Genomic DNA, 21,229 nt, shown 5'->3' with positions numbered 1-21,229 from the left:
ATCTTAGACAGTCACTGATCTCAAGAATATTTTGATAAGTAAAGACGCCATATGCTCTCTATGTGGCGTCTTTTTTATAAGCGTTTTAAGATTTTTGGATAAAAATCTAATATGACGTCATTAAAATGACAATTTTAATCAATTATGCAAAAAAACGCTTGACGTATTTTTTATCTTTGCTAGAATACGCCCCACTTAGCAAGAACTCGTTAGAGACTTCTAAGGCTCGTTGTAAGACATTAAATGTCTATAGCCTATTCTCCAATAGCTCAGTTGGTAGAGCAACGGACTGTTAATCCGTGTGTCCCTGGTTCGAGCCCAGGTTGGAGAGCCACATTCTAGTAGTAAATTTTTGAGTCATCTTTGATTCGATTATGGCATTTGCCAAGACCCTCATCACTTTGTTGAGGGTTTTTTTATGCCTTAAGCATCTTACCTTTGAAACTATTTTTAGTAGCAATTAGGGTAAGAAAATCGAAATATGCGCCTGCTCTTTGTTCTCTTGAATCACGTGATCGTATGCTGAAAGTTGATTGTCAGAGAAGCTATTAGTAAGCTGCCACATGGTGGCAAATATTGCACTCAACAACACGGCAATCACCGCAAGAATAACCCATAGTGGTGTTTCACTCGTAAGCGTATGTTTGATTTGATCAGGTATTGCCCAAAATGGTGAAAACTCGTTCTTATTGCCCCGCAAGTGCTCAATTTCATCACCCAAACGCGAGATAAGATAGCGAATTTTTTCGGGTGCTTCTAGGCGATACTTGCCTTGAAAACCAAGTAACATAGCATAGTGATAAATCTCTAGCGCAGGGAGACGTTTCTCACCTTGCTCACGCAACCTATCTAAACGCTCAAAAAACTCATTACCAGCAATTTGTGAGCCAAACAAATCAAGCTGTAAAGGGTTAAGCTCCCATGCATCTTTAAGTGCCTGAAATTCAGCCTCTTGCGACGTCATAATTGTCTCATCAACCAAAGCACAATAAACGTATTTTGCTTCATGAATGTCTTCTGACAAGAAGCCTTTTTTACGAGCATCATTCTCAAATTTATCTAAAAACTCATATATTTTTTGGCGAAACTCATGTGGCTTGGTACTAAAGTAGTGATTGCGTAATAAGAACACCAAGTAAAAGCCGTCATACATGATATCAATCAGCGACTGGCTACTAATACGTTTATCAAGACCAGTTGCTGAAACTTTCGAGGCGACTTCACCTGAGTCTAGTAATGAAGGTGCAGCACCCATTGAGTTATTCCCTGACATGACTGTTCCTAATGCAAATTGTTTTAAATGATAATTATTTGAAAAGCTAATGAATATAAAATGATCAAAGACTGCCTATTAGCAAAAGGTATCTACAAGCAGAGATTGCGAAGACCAATTCACCTATATAAGCGACTTTCTATACACCCATCGTCACAAAGTTTTGAAAACCTATTGTACGATGGCCATTAGCTCGATTTTTAGATCATCAAAGCCATTCGGTACATAGATACAGAGAGATTCTGATTTTATCATCTCATCATACAGCTCACCTACCGGCTCAATCGTAAAGTAGCTAAATCCTGGCCTTACAGGTATGGCACTAGGTACCTGAGTCACATGTGAGACAGGCGAACCTGGTAACGCTGACAACACGCGTTTCTCGACAGAGTTAGGCGTTGCCACCTTAAAACGCCGCGGTACGATATCGATTAATTCATGCATTGGTAATGAGGAGCTGACAGACAGATACAACTGTGACCCATGTGTGACTTTATCACTACTCAGATCCCCTATATAGTAAGACGGTTTGTTCTGCCGCAATGGAATCGATATAAAATTACTGGCGATCACGGTATTAAGTAACTCACGAATGATTAGAACAATACTGCTAAATGCTTCATGTGCATTATCATGATGATAAGAAGGCAAATCCCCTACTTTGTACAATGAGCTAAAAGTGGCTAATTGACTCGCAACATTTAATAACGCCTCATAAAGACGTTCTGGGTGTAAGCTGGCGTTATTATATAAATGGCTCAACTGCGAGTATGCTGTATTGATCGTATGTAGAAGCCAAAAAGAGGCAATATCTGATGAGCGAAATTCTAGTAAATCATTATTAGACTGTCGATGATGGTCATACAGTGAAGTTGACTTGGTATTAATCATGGTCATCAAACGATAGACTTGACCCACGAGCGCAAGATTACTTTTGATATGAACACTCGGTACAATATAATCGTCATCTACCTGATATAGACCTTGAGTTGTACGCACAAGCTTTGTGACCAATAAAGATACGGTGTCTTGACTGGGAGCTTGTGATGAATGACTCAACTGCAAACTTGGCGACAATTTAATGACATCGATAACCGCTTCAGCTGCTTGACTAAATAAGTCTTGAGCCTCGACCGTACTTTTCACGTAGCGCGCTGGATTGTCGCTGTGCTCAGTCTGTATATTACTACCACCACTATGAACTATCTCCAAACTTAGAAATACAAAAATCTCATCACTATTATCTTGATGGTTTAATGTGATGGCTGTTGGTAAGGCGTCTGTACGAGGTGCTTGATAGATTGTGCCATCTGGCAACACAGCATAGATACTCTGAAAACTTAATAGATTACTCTCTAAGAGTTGTTTATCAATTTGAACCTCGGATACGCCGTAAGCGTACGGATGCATTAGCGTCATACTTAATGCCCGCTGTGCATTATGGTAGGTGTCTTGAAGTTGAAAATGTTGAGGACGCAAAAACAAACCCTCACCCCATAGTACTCTGTGTTTACTCAAGACCGTCTCCTACAAACAGCTGACTAATGGCTGCTGATAATATTTAAGTTTGGTTGTAAATGCTGGCACCAGCTTTGTATCAATACCATCTATGATAGTCACATCGCACGCACCCACACTAAGTGTCAGTGGTGTATCCGTAGTCAAACTGGCTATTGGGATAAGAAACTGAGAGCGTTTTTTGGTATGTCTTAATCCTACTTTCACTGCGATAAATCGTGTATCAGGTGGCATGGTCAATGTCAGACTGACATCACGATTGGGAATAATACTGATCTCCTTTGCAGCCAGCGTCTCAGTTTCGGTAAACTGACTTTCCTCTTCCAAAAACGCAACATATGCAGTACTTGCTGTCCCTTGCTTTGTACGTCCAGCGTTGGCATTGGCGGTAGGTTTGATAGTCAAAGCAAACTGTTGGCGCTTTAGTCGCTCTTGTAATGCTTGCTGCTCATCTCTCATCATTTCAAGTTGCTGCTGCTGACGCTCGACGTGCGCCCTTAGATTCTCTAAATCGCCATCGACCCTGCCTGCGCTACTGTCAGTCATAGTTTTAACATCGTTATTTATCAGAGAATCGCCCACCTTGGCTGATTTTTTACTATTTACTTGACTCGCTTGGTCGGTACTACATCCCATTAAGACACTGCTGAATAAACAACTTATGGCGACCAAAGTCATGGGTAAATTCTTACATATGTTCATTTTTTATATTTGCCTTAAAATATTATTGTTATTATTGACTGGTTAATATTTCTGCCATTTCTGGACGACCGAGCACACCTTTTTTACGCAGCTCAACATGCCCCAAATCCATCATACGCCAGTCCCCACCCCACACAAGTCCAGCAGATTTGGCTACTTTACCATATAATTTATAACCCTGCATTGCCCAAGGATCCTTTTCACTAATGACAATCTTGCCATTCCTAATAAAAGCACTGTCGGCTGCAAGACCAAACTGATGATAACTTTTATATGATCCCGCTTTGGTTACATGAGAGCCTTTTTTAAGCAGCCTTGCCTGTCTTGCAGGACTTCGATAGCCTTCTAAAAGCACCATGTCATATCCATACTGATCACTCATAACTTTATATACAGTCAACAACCGTTGTACAAAATCTGAATTCATCTTTTTCCAGTTACGGTCAGCATTCTTGATGTTGATATGACCGCTATGTAGGTGTGAAGCCAGCATATCACCCGAATAGCCATTAGTATGATCTTGAGTATTTAGGTCAGACAAATCAGGTTCAGATAATATGAGCGGCCTATTATCTTGAGGTACATTCGTTTGGGTTTCTGGCCAATATCCTTCTTCTGTTTTGCTGGCTTGGTAACTGGCAATCTCAGCGTCAAGTTCAGCGAACAATTCTTCTGGCGGCGGCGGCGGCGGTCGTAGACGCTCGCCTATTAACAACTGGCTAATCTGTGAGTTGACGGTGCTATGCGTCGTGTCTTGTGCGTGATACACCTCTAGAGAGTTATTCGTGATTAAGGCATAACATAGTCCAGCAGTTGTCACAATTATCAGTAGTGACAATACTGATACCAATGGAATTCGTGCGATACTCGGACGCGACAGAAAATTTTTTAATCGTCTGATATAAGAACGGAACGATTTGGTTGTTGGTCGTTTCAATTGACGCTTGGTTTTAAAAACCTGTAATCCTTGCAAGAAGAGAACGGTTTTATGATATGAGCGTGTATATAGCTGCCTATCAAAAAGCAAGATCACTATGATGATAGAAACAAGTATAAAGATAGATACCAGCACATAAATCATAAGTAAGAGTTAGCAGCCACAGTCATAAGTATTAAATTTTAGGACATACGTTCATTATTTTATTCAGCGAGTATTATATAGATAAATATCATACTTTTAAAAATATTTGACTTAATTTTACTAATTTACCGATAACTTTTTAACCCAAATACCTAAAAATCACTCTTTAACGAACTAAAACCCAAAAATTACCCCTAATATTTTTAAAAACCTATCATTTACATAAATTTCTTTCAATACGACAATCTGAAATCAACGTTTTCTTTAGAGGTAAGATTAATAATAGTGGAATAAAGTTTTCTTTTGTGTTGGCAAGAGCTAAGTGAATATCCTAAAATACTTCCTATAAAACCTGATCATATAGCTTTAGCTATAAAAAAACCAAACAAATAAGGAGTTTCCATAAGTGAGCGTAAAAAAAGTACTGTCATATGGACGCTTTGCTTTGACGCTTTGCTTAGCGTTGTATCTCATATTGGTATGGCTGTATTTTGAAGACAATGCGCAGCAACTTACTCCAGCTGGATTACTACTGTGGTTCGTCATTATTCCTTTACTGCTGCTTGGCTCTATTCTGACGCTTCTATGGTGGCAAAAAAAACAAGAGAAAAACGAAAACAATCGGTCAGATAGCGATGTGAACACATCCAATGAAGACAACGAAACCGCTATGCCTGAGATCCATTCGCTATTTGTTTACAGTCGCGTTTGCTTACCTGAAGGAAATTGCTGGTCTGAAGTAATTGACAATAACGAAGATTTGACCGTGTTGAGTGAAGAGCTAACAGACGCCTATGGGCTACCATTATTGATCAAACCGATTACGAGGCTCACCGAAGCCGACTTTTTACCAGAAGTGTATGGTTCAATCTCAGATTGGGATGATAGCCATCTCTATAAGGACTATGATAATGAGACATACGAAGAAGCTACCCATATAAAACATCTAGTATCGCCAAATAGTACAACCTTACGCTTATATTCACTGGTTCATGAACTGCTTAGTTTGAGTGACGACATATTATCCAACCTTGCTCAGCATTTTTACCAATACCATTCTGAAGACAAGGAGCAGTCTAATTCAGCCATCAATGTTCATCCTGAATGGCAACAACATTACTTGGTTGGTGCTAGTGAAGAAAGTGCTGATGAGACCTTACCTGCTACTCACTCATTACCGCCAAAACTCTCTATTTATTTGTGTCTACCTAGCAGCGCCGATTCAACCTTTCTGACCACGGCTGTCAAAAACCAGCTAACGGAATATCTCATCCCAGGAACAGCCTTCTCGATTACGTCTATCGTCACTGATAATGACAGCAATGCAGTAGATAGCACGCTAACTTGCAATATCACTGAGTTTATCAATGAACATGTAATGACATTGTCGCAGTCAGATGATCCTGAGCTGTGTTTGGTTTTGATTGCAGACTCACAAATTAATAATGAATGGTTAGATGACCACCTGACTACCAGCCACGATACGACTGCTGTTCCTACTGAGGCTGGTACGCTACTGATCTTTTATAATAAAGCTGCACAGAATGTCATCGATATTGATGACAAAGCCAGCGTATTGTTGACCGAATTTGGTACATCCAATGATCAAAATGAAGAGAGCAACAATCGTCACTACCTTAGGCACTTAACAGCCATTAAAAATCTGTTAATAAGAAATGTTATGTCACTCTCCTCAATCAACTCCGCAAAAAAAGAGGCTATTAAAAAACCTTTCACTAAGCAAACTAATACAAAAAACAAGACTAATGTTTCTATTAAAGATATGAGTATTACTGCCATTTCAGACATTAATCCGCTAATACAATCCTATGATGTATCAGTATATTTGAATTTTCTTGAATCATTTATAGCACAGGAAGCTCTAGTAAAAGAACAACATTTAGGGCATTATATGCCACTGAACAGCTGGTTGAAATCTTTTATCAGTGTATCACTATTTGTTGATTTAGCTAATAATAGCAAACAAGAGTTAGAAAAATCATTTTTGATTACTCAACATAAGAAAAGCACTCTACTCTGGTTAGCTGATGTTTCTGATTCATAATTTTTACTGAGATCTATCGTTGGAAATACTCACTTCATTATTTTAAGACCACACTAGGTAGCACGCATGTTTTCAAGGTTTTTTCATCTTATTTATAACCCAAGAGTATTGGTCGTGTTGGGCATTATCGTCGCTCTAGTGTTGCTATATGACTACGTCTCTCTTAAGACATTTTTCATCATTGTCAGTATGCTCATTACCTGTACGGTATTAGGGGCACTTGCTTATCATGTATGGAAAAAGCGCAAAGCCGATTCAAATGAACTCAGTGATCTGGTATTGGTTGAAAAAAATAATGACAGCCAAGTTGATAACCATCACTTAGCAAAAGATGAAAACGCTCAAGAAGTACAAGCATTACGTCAACAAATGCAAGACGCCATCAAAACCATTCGTAAGTCAAAGATTGGTGATCAGACGGGTAAGGCTGCATTATATGAGCTGCCATGGTATATGGTCATTGGTAATCCAGCCGCTGGTAAAAGCTCAGCTGTCTTACATTCTGGTTTGAAATTTCCGTTTATGGAAAAAACCAATAAGCTCTCAGTGAAGGGAGTTGGCGGTACACGCAACTGTGACTGGTTTTTTTCAACCGAAGGCATTTTGCTCGATACGGCAGGACGATACTCTGTTTATGAAGAAGATCGTTCAGAGTGGCTGTCTTTTTTGAATTTACTCAAAAAAAACCGACCTAAAGCGCCAATTAACGGCATTATTATCGCTGTTAGTATCGCTGAACTTACTAAGAATGACCCAAGCTATGCATTAAATCTGGCCAAAAACTTACGCAGCCGAGTCCAAGACTTGACCGAACAACTAGAGGTTTATGCCCCTGTTTACGTAGTATTTACCAAGATGGATTTGATTTCAGGCTTCCGTGATTTCTTTAATGATTATGAACAAGAAGAGCGTAGTCAAGTATGGGGCGCAACCATTCCCTACCCTGAAGACCCTGAAAACATCAATATTACCGATGTATTTGAAGAGCATTTTGGGGTATTGGTCAACGGCTTAAAGGATTTGAGTACAACGAAGCTGTCTTTACGTCATCAGCGGACCGTATCACCAAGTCTAATGACGTTTCCTATCGAGTTCCAATCTTTGCGTCCGATGATACGCACGCTTATGCATGCTTTATTTGAAGACAACCCTTTTCAATTTAAGCCCATCCTGCGTGGATTTTATTTTACTAGTGCCTTACAAGATGGCCAAGTTAGCAGCCAGATGACGCAGCAAATGGTACAAAACTATGATTTACACCCGCCAGCAGTACCAATCAACACTCAGCAAGAGGCCAATGATAAGGCTTATTTTTTACAAGACTTGTTTTCAAAAGTTATCTTAAAAGATAAGCATTTGGTTAAGCAGCACAAAAACCGTAACAAGCGCAGTTATCGTGCATTTGCAACGCTAGGGGCGGTGATTGTTTTATGCATGGCAGTTGGTTTATGGACATGGTCATATACTAACAATAAACAACTGACTGAACGCGTCACAGCGGACCTACAGCAAGTGGCTGAGCAACAAAAAAATGCCAATGGCGACCTAAAGTCTCAGCTTGAATCACTGAGTATCTTACAAAGCCGTATCGAGCAGCTTGAAGGCCATGAAACAGACAAACCCTTATCGTTAAGCTTTGGTCTCTATCAAGGCGATAAACTTAAACAAAAACTGCTGACAGAATATTATAACGGTGTCAATATCATTGTCTTAGCACCTACCACCCAAAACATAGAAAGGTTTTTGACAGAGGTCAACACCAATGCCACGCAGTTAGAAGTGCGCACAGAAAAATCCAGTCCTGATGAGAATTCTGAAACTGCCACGAATAACGCTTACATTCAGTCTGACCCTACTGACGTTGAAGATGCTTACAATGCGCTTAAAGCCTATCTCATGCTTGGTAACCATGATCACTTGGAAACCAGTCACTTAAGCGATCAGATGACCAGGTTTTGGCGTAATTGGCTTGAAGCCAATCGTGCTGATATGCCCCGTGACAAAATGATTCGCCAAGCCGAGCGCATCTTAAGTTTTACATTGGCGCACATCGATGATCCCAGTTTTCCTCTTATCCAAAACGACTTAGGACTGATAGATACAACTCGCCAGAATTTGTCCAAAGTTAGTAAAGGTCAGCCTGCTCGTGAGCGTGTTTATTCCGAAATTAAGATGCGTTCTTCTGCTCGATTCCCGTCAGTCACAGTAGCTCAAATCACTCAAAATACTACCAATGAAGCATTATTAGGCAGCTACGTCATTTCAGGTACGTTTACCAAACAAGCGTGGGAGTCTTTTGTCAGCGATGAGATTGATAAAGCCGCCACCACACGAGTGGTAGCAGACGACTGGGTACTAGCGACCAGTAGCCAAGACGATCTAACGTTGACTGGTAGTCCTGAACAAATCCGGCAGTATCTGGTCAACCGTTATAAACAAGAATATATCAGCGAATGGAAACGCTTTTTGTCGCAGGTTTATGTTCGCGATAGTAAAAGCTTTGCTGACCATGCTGTCTTACTAAATCAGTTATCTAGTACCACAGAGTCACCCCTAAAGACTCTATTTGAAACAGTGGATCGTCAAACTCAATGGGACAATAAAACGGCCAATCAGACATCAAATCCCAGCAGTCAGTCTCGCCGCTCATTTATCGATTGGTTCAAACAAACCATATTGCGTCAAAGTCCTGCTGAATTAAGACAAGCTGAAGCAGCATTGAATAATAGCAGCGGTTCTAGTCACTCTACCTCTACTGTGCCTACTACTTCGGGCCTAATCGCTCAAGAGTTCTCCTCTATACATGCTTTAGTGACGCCAAGAGAGGACAATCAAGACCTGTCACTATTAGACAATTATATTTCAAGCTTAGGAAATATTAGAACACGCTTTAACAATATTGCTCGCAGTAATGACATTGGTCCTGATGCTTTATTGTTTGCATCGCAGACACTTAGCCCTGAAGGCTCAGAGCTAACAAAATCTCTACAGATATTAGATGAGCAAATATTGAGTCAAGCCAACTCTGATATAAAGCAACTCGTGCGCCCCTTATTAAGTGAACCCTTAACTCGCTCGTTCAATATGTTACTAACCCCCACTAAAGCGGAGATCAATAAGGTCTGGAAAGCGCAAGTACGTAAACCTTTCCTTGATAATTTAGAGAAAAAATACCCGTTCACTGCCAATGCCAATTTGGAAGCAACGCCAGCAGAGATTGGTCAGTTTTTTGGTGAAGATGGTTATGTGGCACGATTCGTTAATGAAACCTTATCGCCATTTATTATCCGCCGTGGCGATCAGATCTCAAGTAAGATTTGGAATGGTGCCGGCTTGGGCCTGAACCCACAGTTTGTCGCGGATTTTGGTCGCTACTTTGTTAACTACACTGGCAGTAATAATGCTAGCGCCACTGGTTCGGGTAGTAGCGCTAGTGCCTCCAATCAAACGACGTTTCAGATTATGCCGTTACCAGTCAGTGGTTTGACGGAATATACCATTGTGGTTGATGGTCAGCAGCTACGTTATCGCATGGGTACACAAGCGTGGACCACGTTTGTATGGCCAAACCCGAGCAGCCAACCTGGTGCCAGTATCAGAGCCAAGGATTATGACGGCAAAGATTTTACTGTCTTTGAGGAAGCAGGTAGCTTTGGCGTAGAACGTCTGATTAATAGCGCCCGTCGAACTGAACTGGGTGACAACATATTTGAGATGGCATGGTCAGGTGACGGTGTGACGATCTCTGTACGCTTTAGGATTATCAGTGGCAGTAGCAATACTGCAAACCAAGGTCGCTCTACCAATCCATTTACAGGTATGAAATTGCCAGATGAGGTGATCGCACTTGGTGTCACGCGTACAGCAAAACCCATCACTGATAGCAACATCAGTAATAACGCCCCTACTACTACTAGTAGTAGCTCAATAGTCAAATCGGTCGCTCAGGGTAATGAACAAAGCAGTACCACTCGTGTACAGCCAACAGATGAATTGAACGTGACTGCTAATGCGACTGATAGCAGCCAGACACAAGCCGACATGCCTGTTGCTAACACTGGCGCAGCCAACCCTGAACCGCAGGAGCAAACGCCATGACCCCTGAATTTTTACCTCTTGTCTATTTCGGTAAGCTGCCTGCCCGTGGGGACTTTGTACGTGCGCGTTCTCATATATCTGAGATCAACACCATTGACGAATGGGTCAGTCAAGCTTTGGCTGTTTCAGAGAAAGTATCTAGTGAAAATCTATTCGATCAAAAAAATGACAAAAAAATTACTCATCTGAATTTTAGTCATGTAGATACCAGATCTAATGAAATTATCACAGGTGTTCTTGTTCCTAGCCATGATAGCGGCAACAGAAACTATCCGCTGATCGGTTTTGGAGTGCAGCACATTGATAAACCAAAAAACTGGATGAACTATCTGCCCGTTAAGTCATCGAGTCTTTGGAATGATACCTACGAAACCTTGAGTATGGCTAAGTCACAAACTGACAGCGCTCAGGTTATGGACTATCTGAACCATAGGCAACTGACTATTGATAATAATGCCAGCACTTATTACTACGATTTTATCAATACCACCACGTTGCACAATATTGCCATACTGATGAATATTGATAAATCACAGCTGATACAGCAAATTATCGCTACAGGCTTGTTGTTTTTGCCTACTTTTACCAAAGGCTTTAATGGGCTTAATAAAGCCATTTGTTGGTCTCTCACTTCTGATAGAGAAAGCTCCATATATATGGCAACTTTTTGGCATGACCTGATCAATGGCTTTTACCAACCGCATCAACTGTATCTAAATACTTACGTGTATCAAGTTTCCAACGGCTACCGTTTGCTACTGAGTTTTACCAAACCAGATGGACAAATACTTGAAAAGATCTTAAGAGATGAATCGCAATACCCTCAAGATTGGGTGGTTATTGCCCATAGTGATTGGACGAAAAGCTATATAGATGATGACATTGGCTTGACTCGTTTTAATAAAATATTATTACAAAACAGCCTCTATTTGTACGATACAAGGCAACTGTTCAAAAAAACCTTTTTGGCACAGTAGTTTCATCTCATCCTATAAGTGTTTATCCATTACTCATTGCGCCATATGCTGCATTCAATCACTGCTTACTTATATTAAGAAAAAGGTACTTTAATGAAAGTCCTCACTAAAATGACCCAAAATAAGCTCGCAAACTACACAACACATTTACTGTTGGCTACGGTTATCACCCTTCCTATCAGCGCCATGGTCTTTGCAGCAAGTAATAATGCAAATGAGACAAACAGCGCAAAAAATGTGCCCGTGGTTATCAAAGGGGTAGTCGCTACTAGTTCAGATAAGCAGCAATTACTTGAAAAATTAAAAGCACAGTACCCTGACAAGTCTATTAGAGATGAGATCGAAGTACGTTCAAATATCAGTATACCAACCAACTGGCAGCAAATCGCAACTGCCATTATTGACAGTGATATCTCCGATATTCGCCAAGGGCGTGTCGATATTCATGGTACTACCATTAGTTTACATGGAAAGGTAAACAGCCTTGAACAAAAGCAAGCGATTCAAAATCGTATTCATACACGCTTGACTGACCTCTATCAATTAGAAAATCAGTTGGTTGTGGTAGAAGGTGAACAGCGTCTTATAGATGAGACCTTAGGTAATCGAATTGTTGAGTTTGAATTTGGTAGCGCAAACCTAACGCCCTTAGGTCTGGGCATCCTAGATGATATGGCAGATGCGTTGCGTCGTATTGAGGACAAGCCGATTCTCATTACTGGTCATACTGACAATGTCGGTAACTCTACCTCTAACTTGGCGCTATCAAACGAACGTGCCGAAGCAGTCAAACAATACCTAATAGGTCGTAATATTGATGCAAGTCGCCTCAGCACCACTGGTAAAGGAGATTCTAATCCTATCGCCAGTAATGATAACGAAGAAGGACGCACTCGTAACCGCCGTATCGAATTTACCCTCGACGAATAATCATGATGTGTATCAGGATGCTGGTAAATAAATACTTATACTTACCTGCCATCTTTTAACAAGTATGATGCCATTGTAAAGAATAGAGACCTCACTATGCTACGCTTGACCAACACCGTTCTACCCATGCATCCTGATAGGCTTTATGCTAGTGAAGGCAACACTCAAGCGCCCTATCCAAGTGCTCAACAAGACATCAGTGAGCATCAAGCATGGTTGCATAAACTCATTCAAGGGTCTTGTGAAAAAAGTATTATTAGTCGATTAAATCCCAATAGTGAATGTCAATATCAGCAGCATGGTATCGATACTTATGTGCTACAAGTCTATATTCATGAGCGTCATCATCTACCCTTTACGCCATTTACTCATTTAATCGGGAGTCCTTTAACCTTAAGCTTTGATACGCCTAATGGTTTAAGCTACCGTCATCTATACCTGACAGCTATACAACAATTGGATCATGATGGCAGCTATGGTTATTATCGTCTACTTGCACAGCCCCTCATTTATCGACTACACCAGCACCTGCGTAGCCACATAGATACGAACTTGTCTGTACAAGCCATGATAACCGAACGAATTTCCGCGCTAGATATAGACATAGTCGACGACAGTAGTAGCGACGAAAGTAGTACTAATTGGACACCTGCACGTATGACCCAATGGCAAATTAGCGACTGGACGCATATTTGTGAGAGACTCTCACGTCAAGGATTAACGGCTTACCTGCGGCACAAGCAGAGTGAAGAACATCAGCCCCCAAAGCTTATTATCACTTCAGCGTATCCTAGCGATAGCGATGACATCAGCTTAAATATTGGTCCTCTACGTTACCAGCAAGTATTACATGACCGCGTTCATGCGCCCGTTTTAGCAGTGAGTAAGCAAGTCATTACCCAACCCAGATCAGTGACGATGCAGCGTTTTAATAGCAGTAGTGTTGCTCACCCAACGCAGTACGCTGACGTTGCGATAAGTAATCATACTGATGAAGAAAGCCATTTAAATACCCATACGCTTACTTTAGACACGCCTGCTGCTTTTGCCCCCGTATTAGATACGGAAACCATTGATGAAGCGTCCATTGTGGCAAGCAGCCTGCAAAGTCAATACAGCGTTTATCATGCATTGTCTCATGCCACAGATTTGAACGTGGCAGACACCTTTACACTGGTCGATCACAGTGCGCTCAATCAACATTACCGTGCCACCCACATTGTTCATTTGGCTCGCAACAGTCTAGCTCACTTAACAGGCTTAACCAATAGTACCCGCCATCATGAACGTCATGCGTCTTCGTTAGAGTCTGGCAGTCACTTGACTCAATTGCGTCTGATTACCGCAGACACCCCGTGGGTCAGTAGCTTCTACAGTAGACGTGCACTACCGCCTATGACAGGAATCACTGAGACTCAAAGTGATAGTGACAGTCGCAACCATATGACACCTACCAAAAGCTACTTGCTTGACCATGCTGCCCAGCCTATCAATCGATTAGAGGCACAAGCAGGGGCCAACTATGGTACACACTTTACGCACAGAGCCGATGACCAAACCCTCATGCAATCTATTGGTGATAGCGAGCACTTAATCAACACAGGCAGCTTATTATCACAAAGTCGCCCTAGCCTATTTGCAACAGACAACGAGCAAGCAGTCGAGAGCGGCTATCGCAACACGGACAATGGCCTCACCGAATGGGTCACCGATCACCGTACAGAACAAGCTTACTCACAGCTAAAAGTAGACAATGCTGGCGTATCTGCCAGTCTAAAAATGGGCATCATCAATCCAGCAAAAGAAGGCGCCAAACTTCAAGGTATTAATGCCACCACCAACGCCCAAATCAATATCAAATCTGGCGAAGCGTTAGTGCTATCAACCCAACCACAAACTCACGCGCAATCAGAACAACACAACTACCAGCACCATACTCCGACGTTGACCCAAACATCATTAGGCGGTCAGCATTTAGCAGAGCGTTTAACACAATTGGCAACGGGCTTGGATAGATCGGTTAATGATCACAGTGTCATTAAAACGCAGCTTGAATCAATCGCTAAAGAGCAGCAAACCAAAACCCATCAACAAACGCCCTACACCCTTATCGATAGCGCAGCTGATAGCAGCTACGTCAGTGAAGACCTACTGATCCAGCGGTCGATGGGTGAGATGATCATTACCACTCAGCAAGATATGACGATCAGTAGTGGTGATAGTCATCAACAAATCAGTAGTGAATCCCTAAATCTCATAGCAGATGGTCAGTTTAGTATGACCAATGCAAAAGATAATATTACCCTGTCTGCACATACAGGCAAACTTAAAGCAACGGCTAAGCAAGATGTAAACATCGCCTCCTCCACCAAAGAGGTAGAAGTGGTAGCGACTAATAAGATTACGCTGACGGTGGGCGGCGCTAGTATTACATTGGATGGTGCTGATATTACTATTGCAGCAAAACAGTTTACGGAGAAAGGTGGTAAACATAGTAAGGCTGGGGGTGGGAGCGATGGGTTGGGGTTGACGGGGTTGCCTAACATTATACCTAAGGCTAAGACGCTGATGGATGGAGTTTATAATTTGGCTTATCAATTTTTGGATGATGATGATGAGCCTTACGCTCATACAGTGTATACAGCTACTAACAAACGAACTGGCGAAGAATTCAGAGGCATCACTAACGAATATGGCTGGTCAGAGCGTTTCCACTCTAATAGTGAGGATGAGATTGAGGTTCATCTAGAGCTTGATTGGCAAAATGATAATGGGGTTAAAGCTAATGAGTAAATATAGTAAAACCACTCTTAACCGTACTCTGCCTATGGTTTCAAACAATCGAGTTCAAGTAATTTCGAATCAGTATTATTTAGTAGTTGGTTTTGAAGTCAATCATATAGCTACTGCTTTTCGTAATAATACTCAAAATCTCAATGTTGATTATGGGCATGCATTCTTTTTCACAGTGAAAAATGGAAAGATCATAACAGTATATAGTTTTGGGCCAAAGGGTGTCGCAACACCAACAAAGCGAGAGTTAGCAGCAGGAATTGATGAGTTTAGTGGAAGACGTCCGGCTACTACAAGCTACCCAATTACTGAACTTTCAAGACTCTACAAATTTAGAATAAGCAAAAAACAGTTAATAGCAATTAAAAAGCAAGCTGACCAATTTAAGAAGAAGGTTATATCAGGTGATGAGAAATATACTGCTTACATGAACGACACATGTGCAGAAGCTGCAAAAGATGTTTTAGACGACGCAAACATTGATACGCCTAGTGGTAAGGGTTATATCACTACACCTATTGGAACAGCTAACTTCTTATTTGAACCTTCATATATCAATGGACAGAAAGTACCTTTGACAGGAGCAATGTTTGTAAACCCGTATTCTTGGTATGATCAGTTTAAGAAAAAATATGGTCAACCGTTTTTGTACAAACATAAAGGCCTTAAAATAGGTCAGAATATATACCTTAGTTCAGAATGGATATTAATTGAAGGAACTACTGCTTCTAATGTGATTAACAAATATTCATATCATTCTAACCTGTCTAAATAGCAGATACTGAGAATCTATAAATGATAAAAATTTTTCTATTTATCTTAGCTATTTGTTTATTAACAAGTTGTGGGGTTTCAGAAAATGCTCAAAATGGAGATGAACCTATGCAAGACTCAATGGCACTACACAATACGCTAATGCAATCAAATGAAACACTATCGATGACCAATAATAAGAATCCAAATTTGCTAGAAACAATAAAAGCAGCTTTGAGACTGGTTTCTTATGAGACAGACATAGTGACAGAATCAAATATACTTGGAATTTATGAACCTCTTTATCCTAAAACTAATAAATGGATAAGGTATACTTTCTATAATGAAAGCATTCATACAACTATTTTTACAGAACCAAATAGTACAAAACTTGAAGATATATATATCAGTGACAACATTGAGCAGTTTGAACCTACTAAATTACAATCAGACTTGAATAGTCTCAACATTGAATACCTAAATTATCATTTTAAACCTTCTGATACGAATGACAGCTTGTATGATGCCGATTTCACTTATAAATCTAAGGACTATCAGCATGCCAATATTACTTTTTCAGCTATCAATTTAACGCAGAATGAAATAGAAACTTATAATAAACTTAAGTCATTACCAAAAGGTATAATTAATATTAGAGTATATTCTACACAGAAAGATGCAAATTAGTAATTAAGTTTTTTACTTGATAAAAAACTTACACTCATGTGTATATTCAAGTAATTATTAGATGTTTCAGTATAGGCTGGTACCAATTATGGTTCACACTTTACCCATAAAGCCGATGACCAAACGCTCATGCAATCTATTGGTGATAGCGAGCACTTAATCGACAGGGGTAGCTTACGTCAACTTTATTATTAATTATTTTAAATCAGACAAAGCACTTTTAGAGCTAAGTTACTGATAGAGCTAAATGAAGTATGAGTATTTAATTAATTACAAAAAAACATTCAAAGACATTTACGCTTTATTCTTGGCTAACCAGTCTTGCATTTGCTCAATTTCAGGCTGCTGAGCATCGATTATCGCTTGCGCCAGTTTGCGCATCTCTTCATTTTTACCATATTTAAGCTCTACAGTTGCCATATTAACTGCCCCAACATGATGTGACAACATACCACGAGCAAAAGCTCTATCAGGATTGGTATCAGCGATAGCAGCCATCATTTCACTATGCATCGCGTCCATACCATCAGCGTATGCTTTTTGCACAGCTTTCGTGTCAGTCATTGGTTCAGTAGCATCAGGATTACTAGCTAGCCAACTCTGCATTTGCTCAATTTCTACTTTTTGAGTATCAATGACGTTTTGTGCCAATTGTAGCATTTCTTCATCGGCACCATATTTGAGCTGAATCTCTGCCATGTCAACTGCGCCAATGTGGTGACCAAGCATTCCCTGAGCAAATGCAGCATCTGGATCATTGTATTTCATACCAGCCATCATCTCATCATGCATATGAGTCATGGATTCGTTGTATGCTTGGTGCATATCTGTCATCGTATCATCTGACATGTCATGTCCAGCATGAGCATCCATTGAAGGAGTATCTGCTACCGTATTCTGGTCAGACGCGACTGCTTCTTTCTCAGCCACATTTGTATTTTCATTAGCAGGCTGGCAAGCACTGAACAGCAATGCAGTGCTGATGGTTACCATAAGAACAGGAAGGCGTGAATGTATAATGTTTTTCATGTTGTATCCTTAATCACTATAGTAATCACTACAATTTGATTATCGTAATGCCTATAAAAATCAGTAAACCATTGAGATTTAACAGTTTGAAAAAGTAGTAAGTATCACTTATAAAAATGACTTGTTTCAAATAGTTTATTCTAATTCTTCGACTAGTGCTTGCATCTCTTCAATTTCACTTTTTTGCGCTTCGATAATATTATCAGCGAGTTGTCGTACAAGCGGATCTTCTATATCTGCTCTCGTGCTAGTCAAGATGGCGATAGAATGATGCGGTATCATAGCTTTCATCCAATCGACTTGATTAACAGTGGCTTGAGATCTAACGCCCCATATACCCACAGCAAACATTATCACGCTCAGACCATAAATCAGCAAATTAAGCTTGGTCTTTTTATACATATTAGCCATAAATGCCAGCATAATAACTGCCATTCCTGCACCCATATATAGCGCCATATAGGCTCTAGTCTCACTAAAATAAATATGATTCCATTCATAGGTGTTGAAGTACATCATGATATACATCACCACGGTTGATGTCAGAATCATCAAGGTAAACTTCACATAAGGATTCATCTGTTTTTGATTATTACGATTCATCACTTTATCTCCATTCATCTGATCATTTTGCTACAAGGTGATGCCTGTCTTGATTTAAGAAATATAGAGAAAGCACCCATTTAATATCATTTGCTAAAACAACGCTACTGATCATAATCATTGTGCTGATTTAACTTATTAAATGCCTTTTTGACATGTACCAGACTCATCAACTTGATAAGTGGTTTAATTATCAGCTGCGCACTTCCTACGATAAACAACCAAGTACCATCTTGAGTCAGTGATTCATTTAAAAAGAAAAAGCTTCCAATTAAAAACCAAATAGCGATTAATAAATCATTGAGTGCACCTAGAGCCTCATATCGGCGCTGTATGATAATGTGTCGTTGACCGATATCCATCCCCCACTTCCTATTTTTACTCATAACTTGTCCCTTAGCCATATATCACTTTATGAGTCGCACAGATATATCAACTAGGCAGTATGCTTGTCAACGTCACGTTACAGGAAACCGACTTGAGAAAAAGTCGTATAAGTTATGGTATAAAAGGTAATATTGATGACTAAAACCAAGAAGAAGAATTGAAAGCCGTAGAAAACTTTGGGAATGTTTTCTTGATATGGACAAGATATTGAAAAATACCAAAGAGATATGTTTGAAATTTTTGCTATTCAGACAAGAGATAAAAACTACAGACACAAAAAAACCCCAAACAAAGTTATGTTTGAGGCGAAACTTGCTTAAACTCGTAAGTTTAAATTCGTTTTAAATATGGCGCAGCGGACGGGACTCGAACCCGCGACCCCCGGCGTGACAGGCCGGTATTCTAACCAACTGAACTACCGCTGCTTAGGTCGTTTTAGCTTCTTTAACCACTTGCTAATAAGTGGTGGGTGATGACGGATTCGAACCGCCGACATTCTGCGTGTAAGGCAGACGCTCTACCAACTGAGCTAATCACCCTGAAGAGCGTATTAAAAAAGCACTGCTTTTTTAGCTCTGCAAGAGAAATTCTTTAAATAGAATTTCTGTATTGCTTCGTTAATATAAGCTGTCACACTTAAGTTAACTTAATCAGCTAGGGTTGTTTAAGTCCCCTTGCTGTGGGTGTGTATTATATAGATTTACGCATGGCTGTCAAACGCTATTTCCTACTTTTTTAAATATTTTGCATATTTTTATCAGTATTTATAGCAAGCATCTGTTTTTATTGGTTTTATATTTTCATACAAAACCAACTATTTTTATCTTATGATGTTATTTGCCAGTTAATACTTGTTCGATATCGGCTTTGATTGCATCAGGCTTGGTGGTTGGCGCATAACGATCGACGACTTGACCATTACTGTCCACTAAAAACTTCGTAAAGTTCCATTTAATGCCATCAGTTAACAAGCCACCCTTTTGGTCTTTGAGCCATTTAAAGATTGGATGCGCATCTGCCCCATTGACATCGACCTTCGCCATCATTGGAAAGCTGACCCCATAATTCTTTTGACAAAAAGCACCAATTTCTTCATTACTACCTGGATCTTGGCTACCGAACTGATTACAAGGAAAGCCCACGACTACCAATCCTTGCTCTTTGTATCGTTGGTACAGTGCCTCTAATCCTTCAAATTGCGGCGTAAAGCCACACTTACTTGCAGTATTAACAATTAGCAATACCTTACCCTTATAATCCGAAAATGCTTGCGACGTTCCATCCATATTCTCGGCGGTGAAATCATAAATTGTGCTCATCATTTATCCTTAAATTGATTGATAGGTAATACTGTTTGATTGGTAACGCTATTCTTTAATAATATTAATATACAGCGCCAATAATTAAAAAGGAAGCAACGCGTGCTTCCTTTATTTGCTCTTTTAGGGCGTCATCTCAAAGCTACTATCAAATCATAGTTGGTATCAAAACTATTTTTCAGATTTGTCCAAATCGATAGCCACTGAGTTAATGCAATAGCGCATACCAGTCGTCTCACGTGGTCCATCAGGGAACACATGACCCAAATGTGCGCCGCAGTTACTGCAAGTCACTTCTGTACGAGTCATACCCAATGAATTATCGACATGTTCATCTATAGCACTGTTATCGACGCCTTGGTCGAAACTTGGCCAACCACAACCCGCATCAAACTTACTGCTTGAATCAAACAAACTGGCACCGCAACCTTTACAGCGGTAGACGCCATCATCAGTCGCATCATTATAAACACCTGTGAATGGACGCTCTGTGCCTTTTTCACGCATGACGTGATACTCATCAGCACTTAAACGCTCTTTCCAGTCAGCATCGGTCAGTTGGCTGATTTCTTCTTTGCTTAATTGATTGTCTTGCATAATGTGTCCTTATTTAAATATTTATTATCTGCTCTACTACGTTTAACCTGCTATCAAAGCATCACCGTTCTATTAAACGATAACCTCTATCTTTTGGTTATCTATCCAATATTCAAGTCGTGCTGTACAAGAATGATACTGATAACAACGAATAATAGGGCTTATGAAAGAAGCAAATTTAGATTGAGTACCAAAGGGTGGACAACTATCTCGATATATAACTTTAATAAAAACCGTTTTGAAAAATCTTAGGACTTGAGATGAGATATTCAAGCATTCAATGCAAGTTATTCTTGCAATTAATATGATTTTTAAAATAACTTGCATGTAGGCTTGCGTTATCATAATTTATGCAATAATATCTTGCATTGATATGGCGCTAAAACACACTTTCTATTTCTGTAACCAGTTCTTTAT

16 protein-coding genes and 3 tRNA genes are annotated in these 21,229 nt (G+C 40.1%); 8 read left to right on the top strand and 11 right to left on the bottom strand.

The features are described 5' to 3' along the window. The first annotated feature begins 258 nt into the window (after positions 1–258). A tRNA-Asn gene (locus tag CIK80_RS12270) sits at positions 259–334 on the top strand. Positions 335–460: 126 nt separating this feature from the next. Here the strand turns inward: CIK80_RS12270 and icmH are convergent. The 4 genes from icmH to CIK80_RS15530 all read right to left on the bottom strand — a co-directional run bounded on the left by icmH (position 461) and on the right by CIK80_RS15530 (position 4,430). Continuing rightward, positions 461–1,273, bottom strand: coding sequence for a type IVB secretion system protein IcmH/DotU (icmH, locus tag CIK80_RS12265; RefSeq protein WP_095570217.1), 813 nt, complete (start codon positions 1,271–1,273; stop codon positions 461–463). Positions 1,274–1,444: 171 nt separating this feature from the next. Next, entirely contained in the window at positions 1,445–2,791 is a 1,347-nt protein-coding gene (tssK, locus tag CIK80_RS12260) for a type VI secretion system baseplate subunit TssK (RefSeq protein ID WP_095570216.1), read from the bottom strand. 9 nt (positions 2,792–2,800) lie between these two features. After that, positions 2,801–3,337 carry a type VI secretion lipoprotein TssJ gene (locus CIK80_RS12255; protein WP_179288384.1) on the bottom strand — a complete coding sequence of 179 codons (537 nt, stop codon included), beginning with the start codon at positions 3,335–3,337 and terminating at the stop codon, positions 2,801–2,803. A 187-nt stretch (positions 3,338–3,524) separates the two neighbouring features. Then, entirely contained in the window at positions 3,525–4,430 is a 906-nt protein-coding gene (locus tag CIK80_RS15530) for a M15 family metallopeptidase (protein WP_257011769.1), read from the bottom strand. Positions 4,431–4,980: 550 nt separating this feature from the next. Here CIK80_RS15530 and CIK80_RS12245 point away from each other — a divergent pair. The 7 genes from CIK80_RS12245 (at position 4,981) to CIK80_RS12215 (ending at position 16,877) form a co-directional block, all read left to right on the top strand. Continuing rightward, a complete protein-coding gene (locus CIK80_RS12245) occupies positions 4,981–6,639 on the top strand; it encodes a hypothetical protein (protein WP_095570214.1) in 1,659 nt (552 codons plus the stop codon). 66 nt (positions 6,640–6,705) lie between these two features. Continuing rightward, a complete protein-coding gene (gene tssM / locus CIK80_RS12240; protein WP_095570213.1) occupies positions 6,706–10,737 on the top strand; it encodes a type VI secretion system membrane subunit TssM in 4,032 nt (1,343 codons plus the stop codon). Beyond that, positions 10,734–11,714: a type VI secretion system-associated protein TagF gene (gene tagF, locus CIK80_RS12235; protein ID WP_095570212.1), complete on the top strand. Its 981-nt coding sequence runs from the start codon at positions 10,734–10,736 to the stop codon at positions 11,712–11,714. The genes tssM and tagF overlap by 4 nt, the downstream gene beginning before the upstream one ends. 93 nt (positions 11,715–11,807) lie before the next feature. Next, complete coding sequence (locus CIK80_RS12230; protein WP_095570211.1) at positions 11,808–12,644, top strand: OmpA family protein; 837 nt, start codon at positions 11,808–11,810, stop codon at positions 12,642–12,644. Between the two features lie 96 nt (positions 12,645–12,740). Beyond that, on the top strand, positions 12,741–15,437 hold the full coding sequence (locus tag CIK80_RS12225) for a DUF2345 domain-containing protein (protein WP_095570210.1): 2,697 nt from the start codon (positions 12,741–12,743) through the stop codon (positions 15,435–15,437). Further along, complete coding sequence (locus CIK80_RS12220; protein WP_143516797.1) at positions 15,430–16,212, top strand: hypothetical protein; 783 nt, start codon at positions 15,430–15,432, stop codon at positions 16,210–16,212. Before CIK80_RS12225 ends, CIK80_RS12220 begins: the two co-directional genes overlap by 8 nt. 20 nt (positions 16,213–16,232) lie before the next feature. Beyond that, entirely contained in the window at positions 16,233–16,877 is a 645-nt protein-coding gene (locus tag CIK80_RS12215; protein ID WP_143516796.1) for a hypothetical protein, read from the top strand. Between the two features lie 294 nt (positions 16,878–17,171). Here CIK80_RS12215 and CIK80_RS12210 read toward each other — a convergent pair whose 3' ends face one another. The 7 genes from CIK80_RS12210 to msrB form a co-directional block, all read right to left on the bottom strand. Next, positions 17,172–17,906 (bottom strand): DUF305 domain-containing protein, encoded by a 735-nt coding sequence (locus tag CIK80_RS12210; RefSeq protein ID WP_257011768.1) that lies wholly within the window; start codon positions 17,904–17,906, stop codon positions 17,172–17,174. A gap of 135 nt (positions 17,907–18,041) precedes the next feature. Further along, positions 18,042–18,509, bottom strand: a complete 468-nt coding sequence (locus tag CIK80_RS12205; RefSeq protein WP_257011767.1) for a DUF305 domain-containing protein — start codon at positions 18,507–18,509, stop codon at positions 18,042–18,044. A 104-nt stretch (positions 18,510–18,613) separates the two neighbouring features. Then, positions 18,614–18,895 carry a YrhK family protein gene (locus tag CIK80_RS12200; RefSeq protein ID WP_095570404.1) on the bottom strand — a complete coding sequence of 94 codons (282 nt, stop codon included), beginning with the start codon at positions 18,893–18,895 and terminating at the stop codon, positions 18,614–18,616. 349 nt (positions 18,896–19,244) lie between these two features. Further along, a tRNA-Asp gene (locus CIK80_RS12195) sits at positions 19,245–19,321 on the bottom strand. 38 nt (positions 19,322–19,359) lie between these two features. Beyond that, a tRNA-Val gene (locus CIK80_RS12190) sits at positions 19,360–19,435 on the bottom strand. A 294-nt stretch (positions 19,436–19,729) separates the two neighbouring features. Then, positions 19,730–20,215, bottom strand: coding sequence for a glutathione peroxidase (locus tag CIK80_RS12185; RefSeq protein WP_095570206.1), 486 nt, complete (start codon positions 20,213–20,215; stop codon positions 19,730–19,732). Between the two features lie 171 nt (positions 20,216–20,386). After that, positions 20,387–20,812: a peptide-methionine (R)-S-oxide reductase MsrB gene (msrB, locus tag CIK80_RS12180; protein ID WP_062845038.1), complete on the bottom strand. Its 426-nt coding sequence runs from the start codon at positions 20,810–20,812 to the stop codon at positions 20,387–20,389. Positions 20,813–21,229 lie beyond the last annotated feature (417 nt).

The organism is Psychrobacter sp. JB193 (genome assembly GCF_002285555.1).
Taxonomy (GTDB): domain Bacteria; phylum Pseudomonadota; class Gammaproteobacteria; order Pseudomonadales; family Moraxellaceae; genus Psychrobacter; species Psychrobacter alimentarius.
This window is presented reverse-complemented; position numbering and strand designations above follow the sequence as displayed.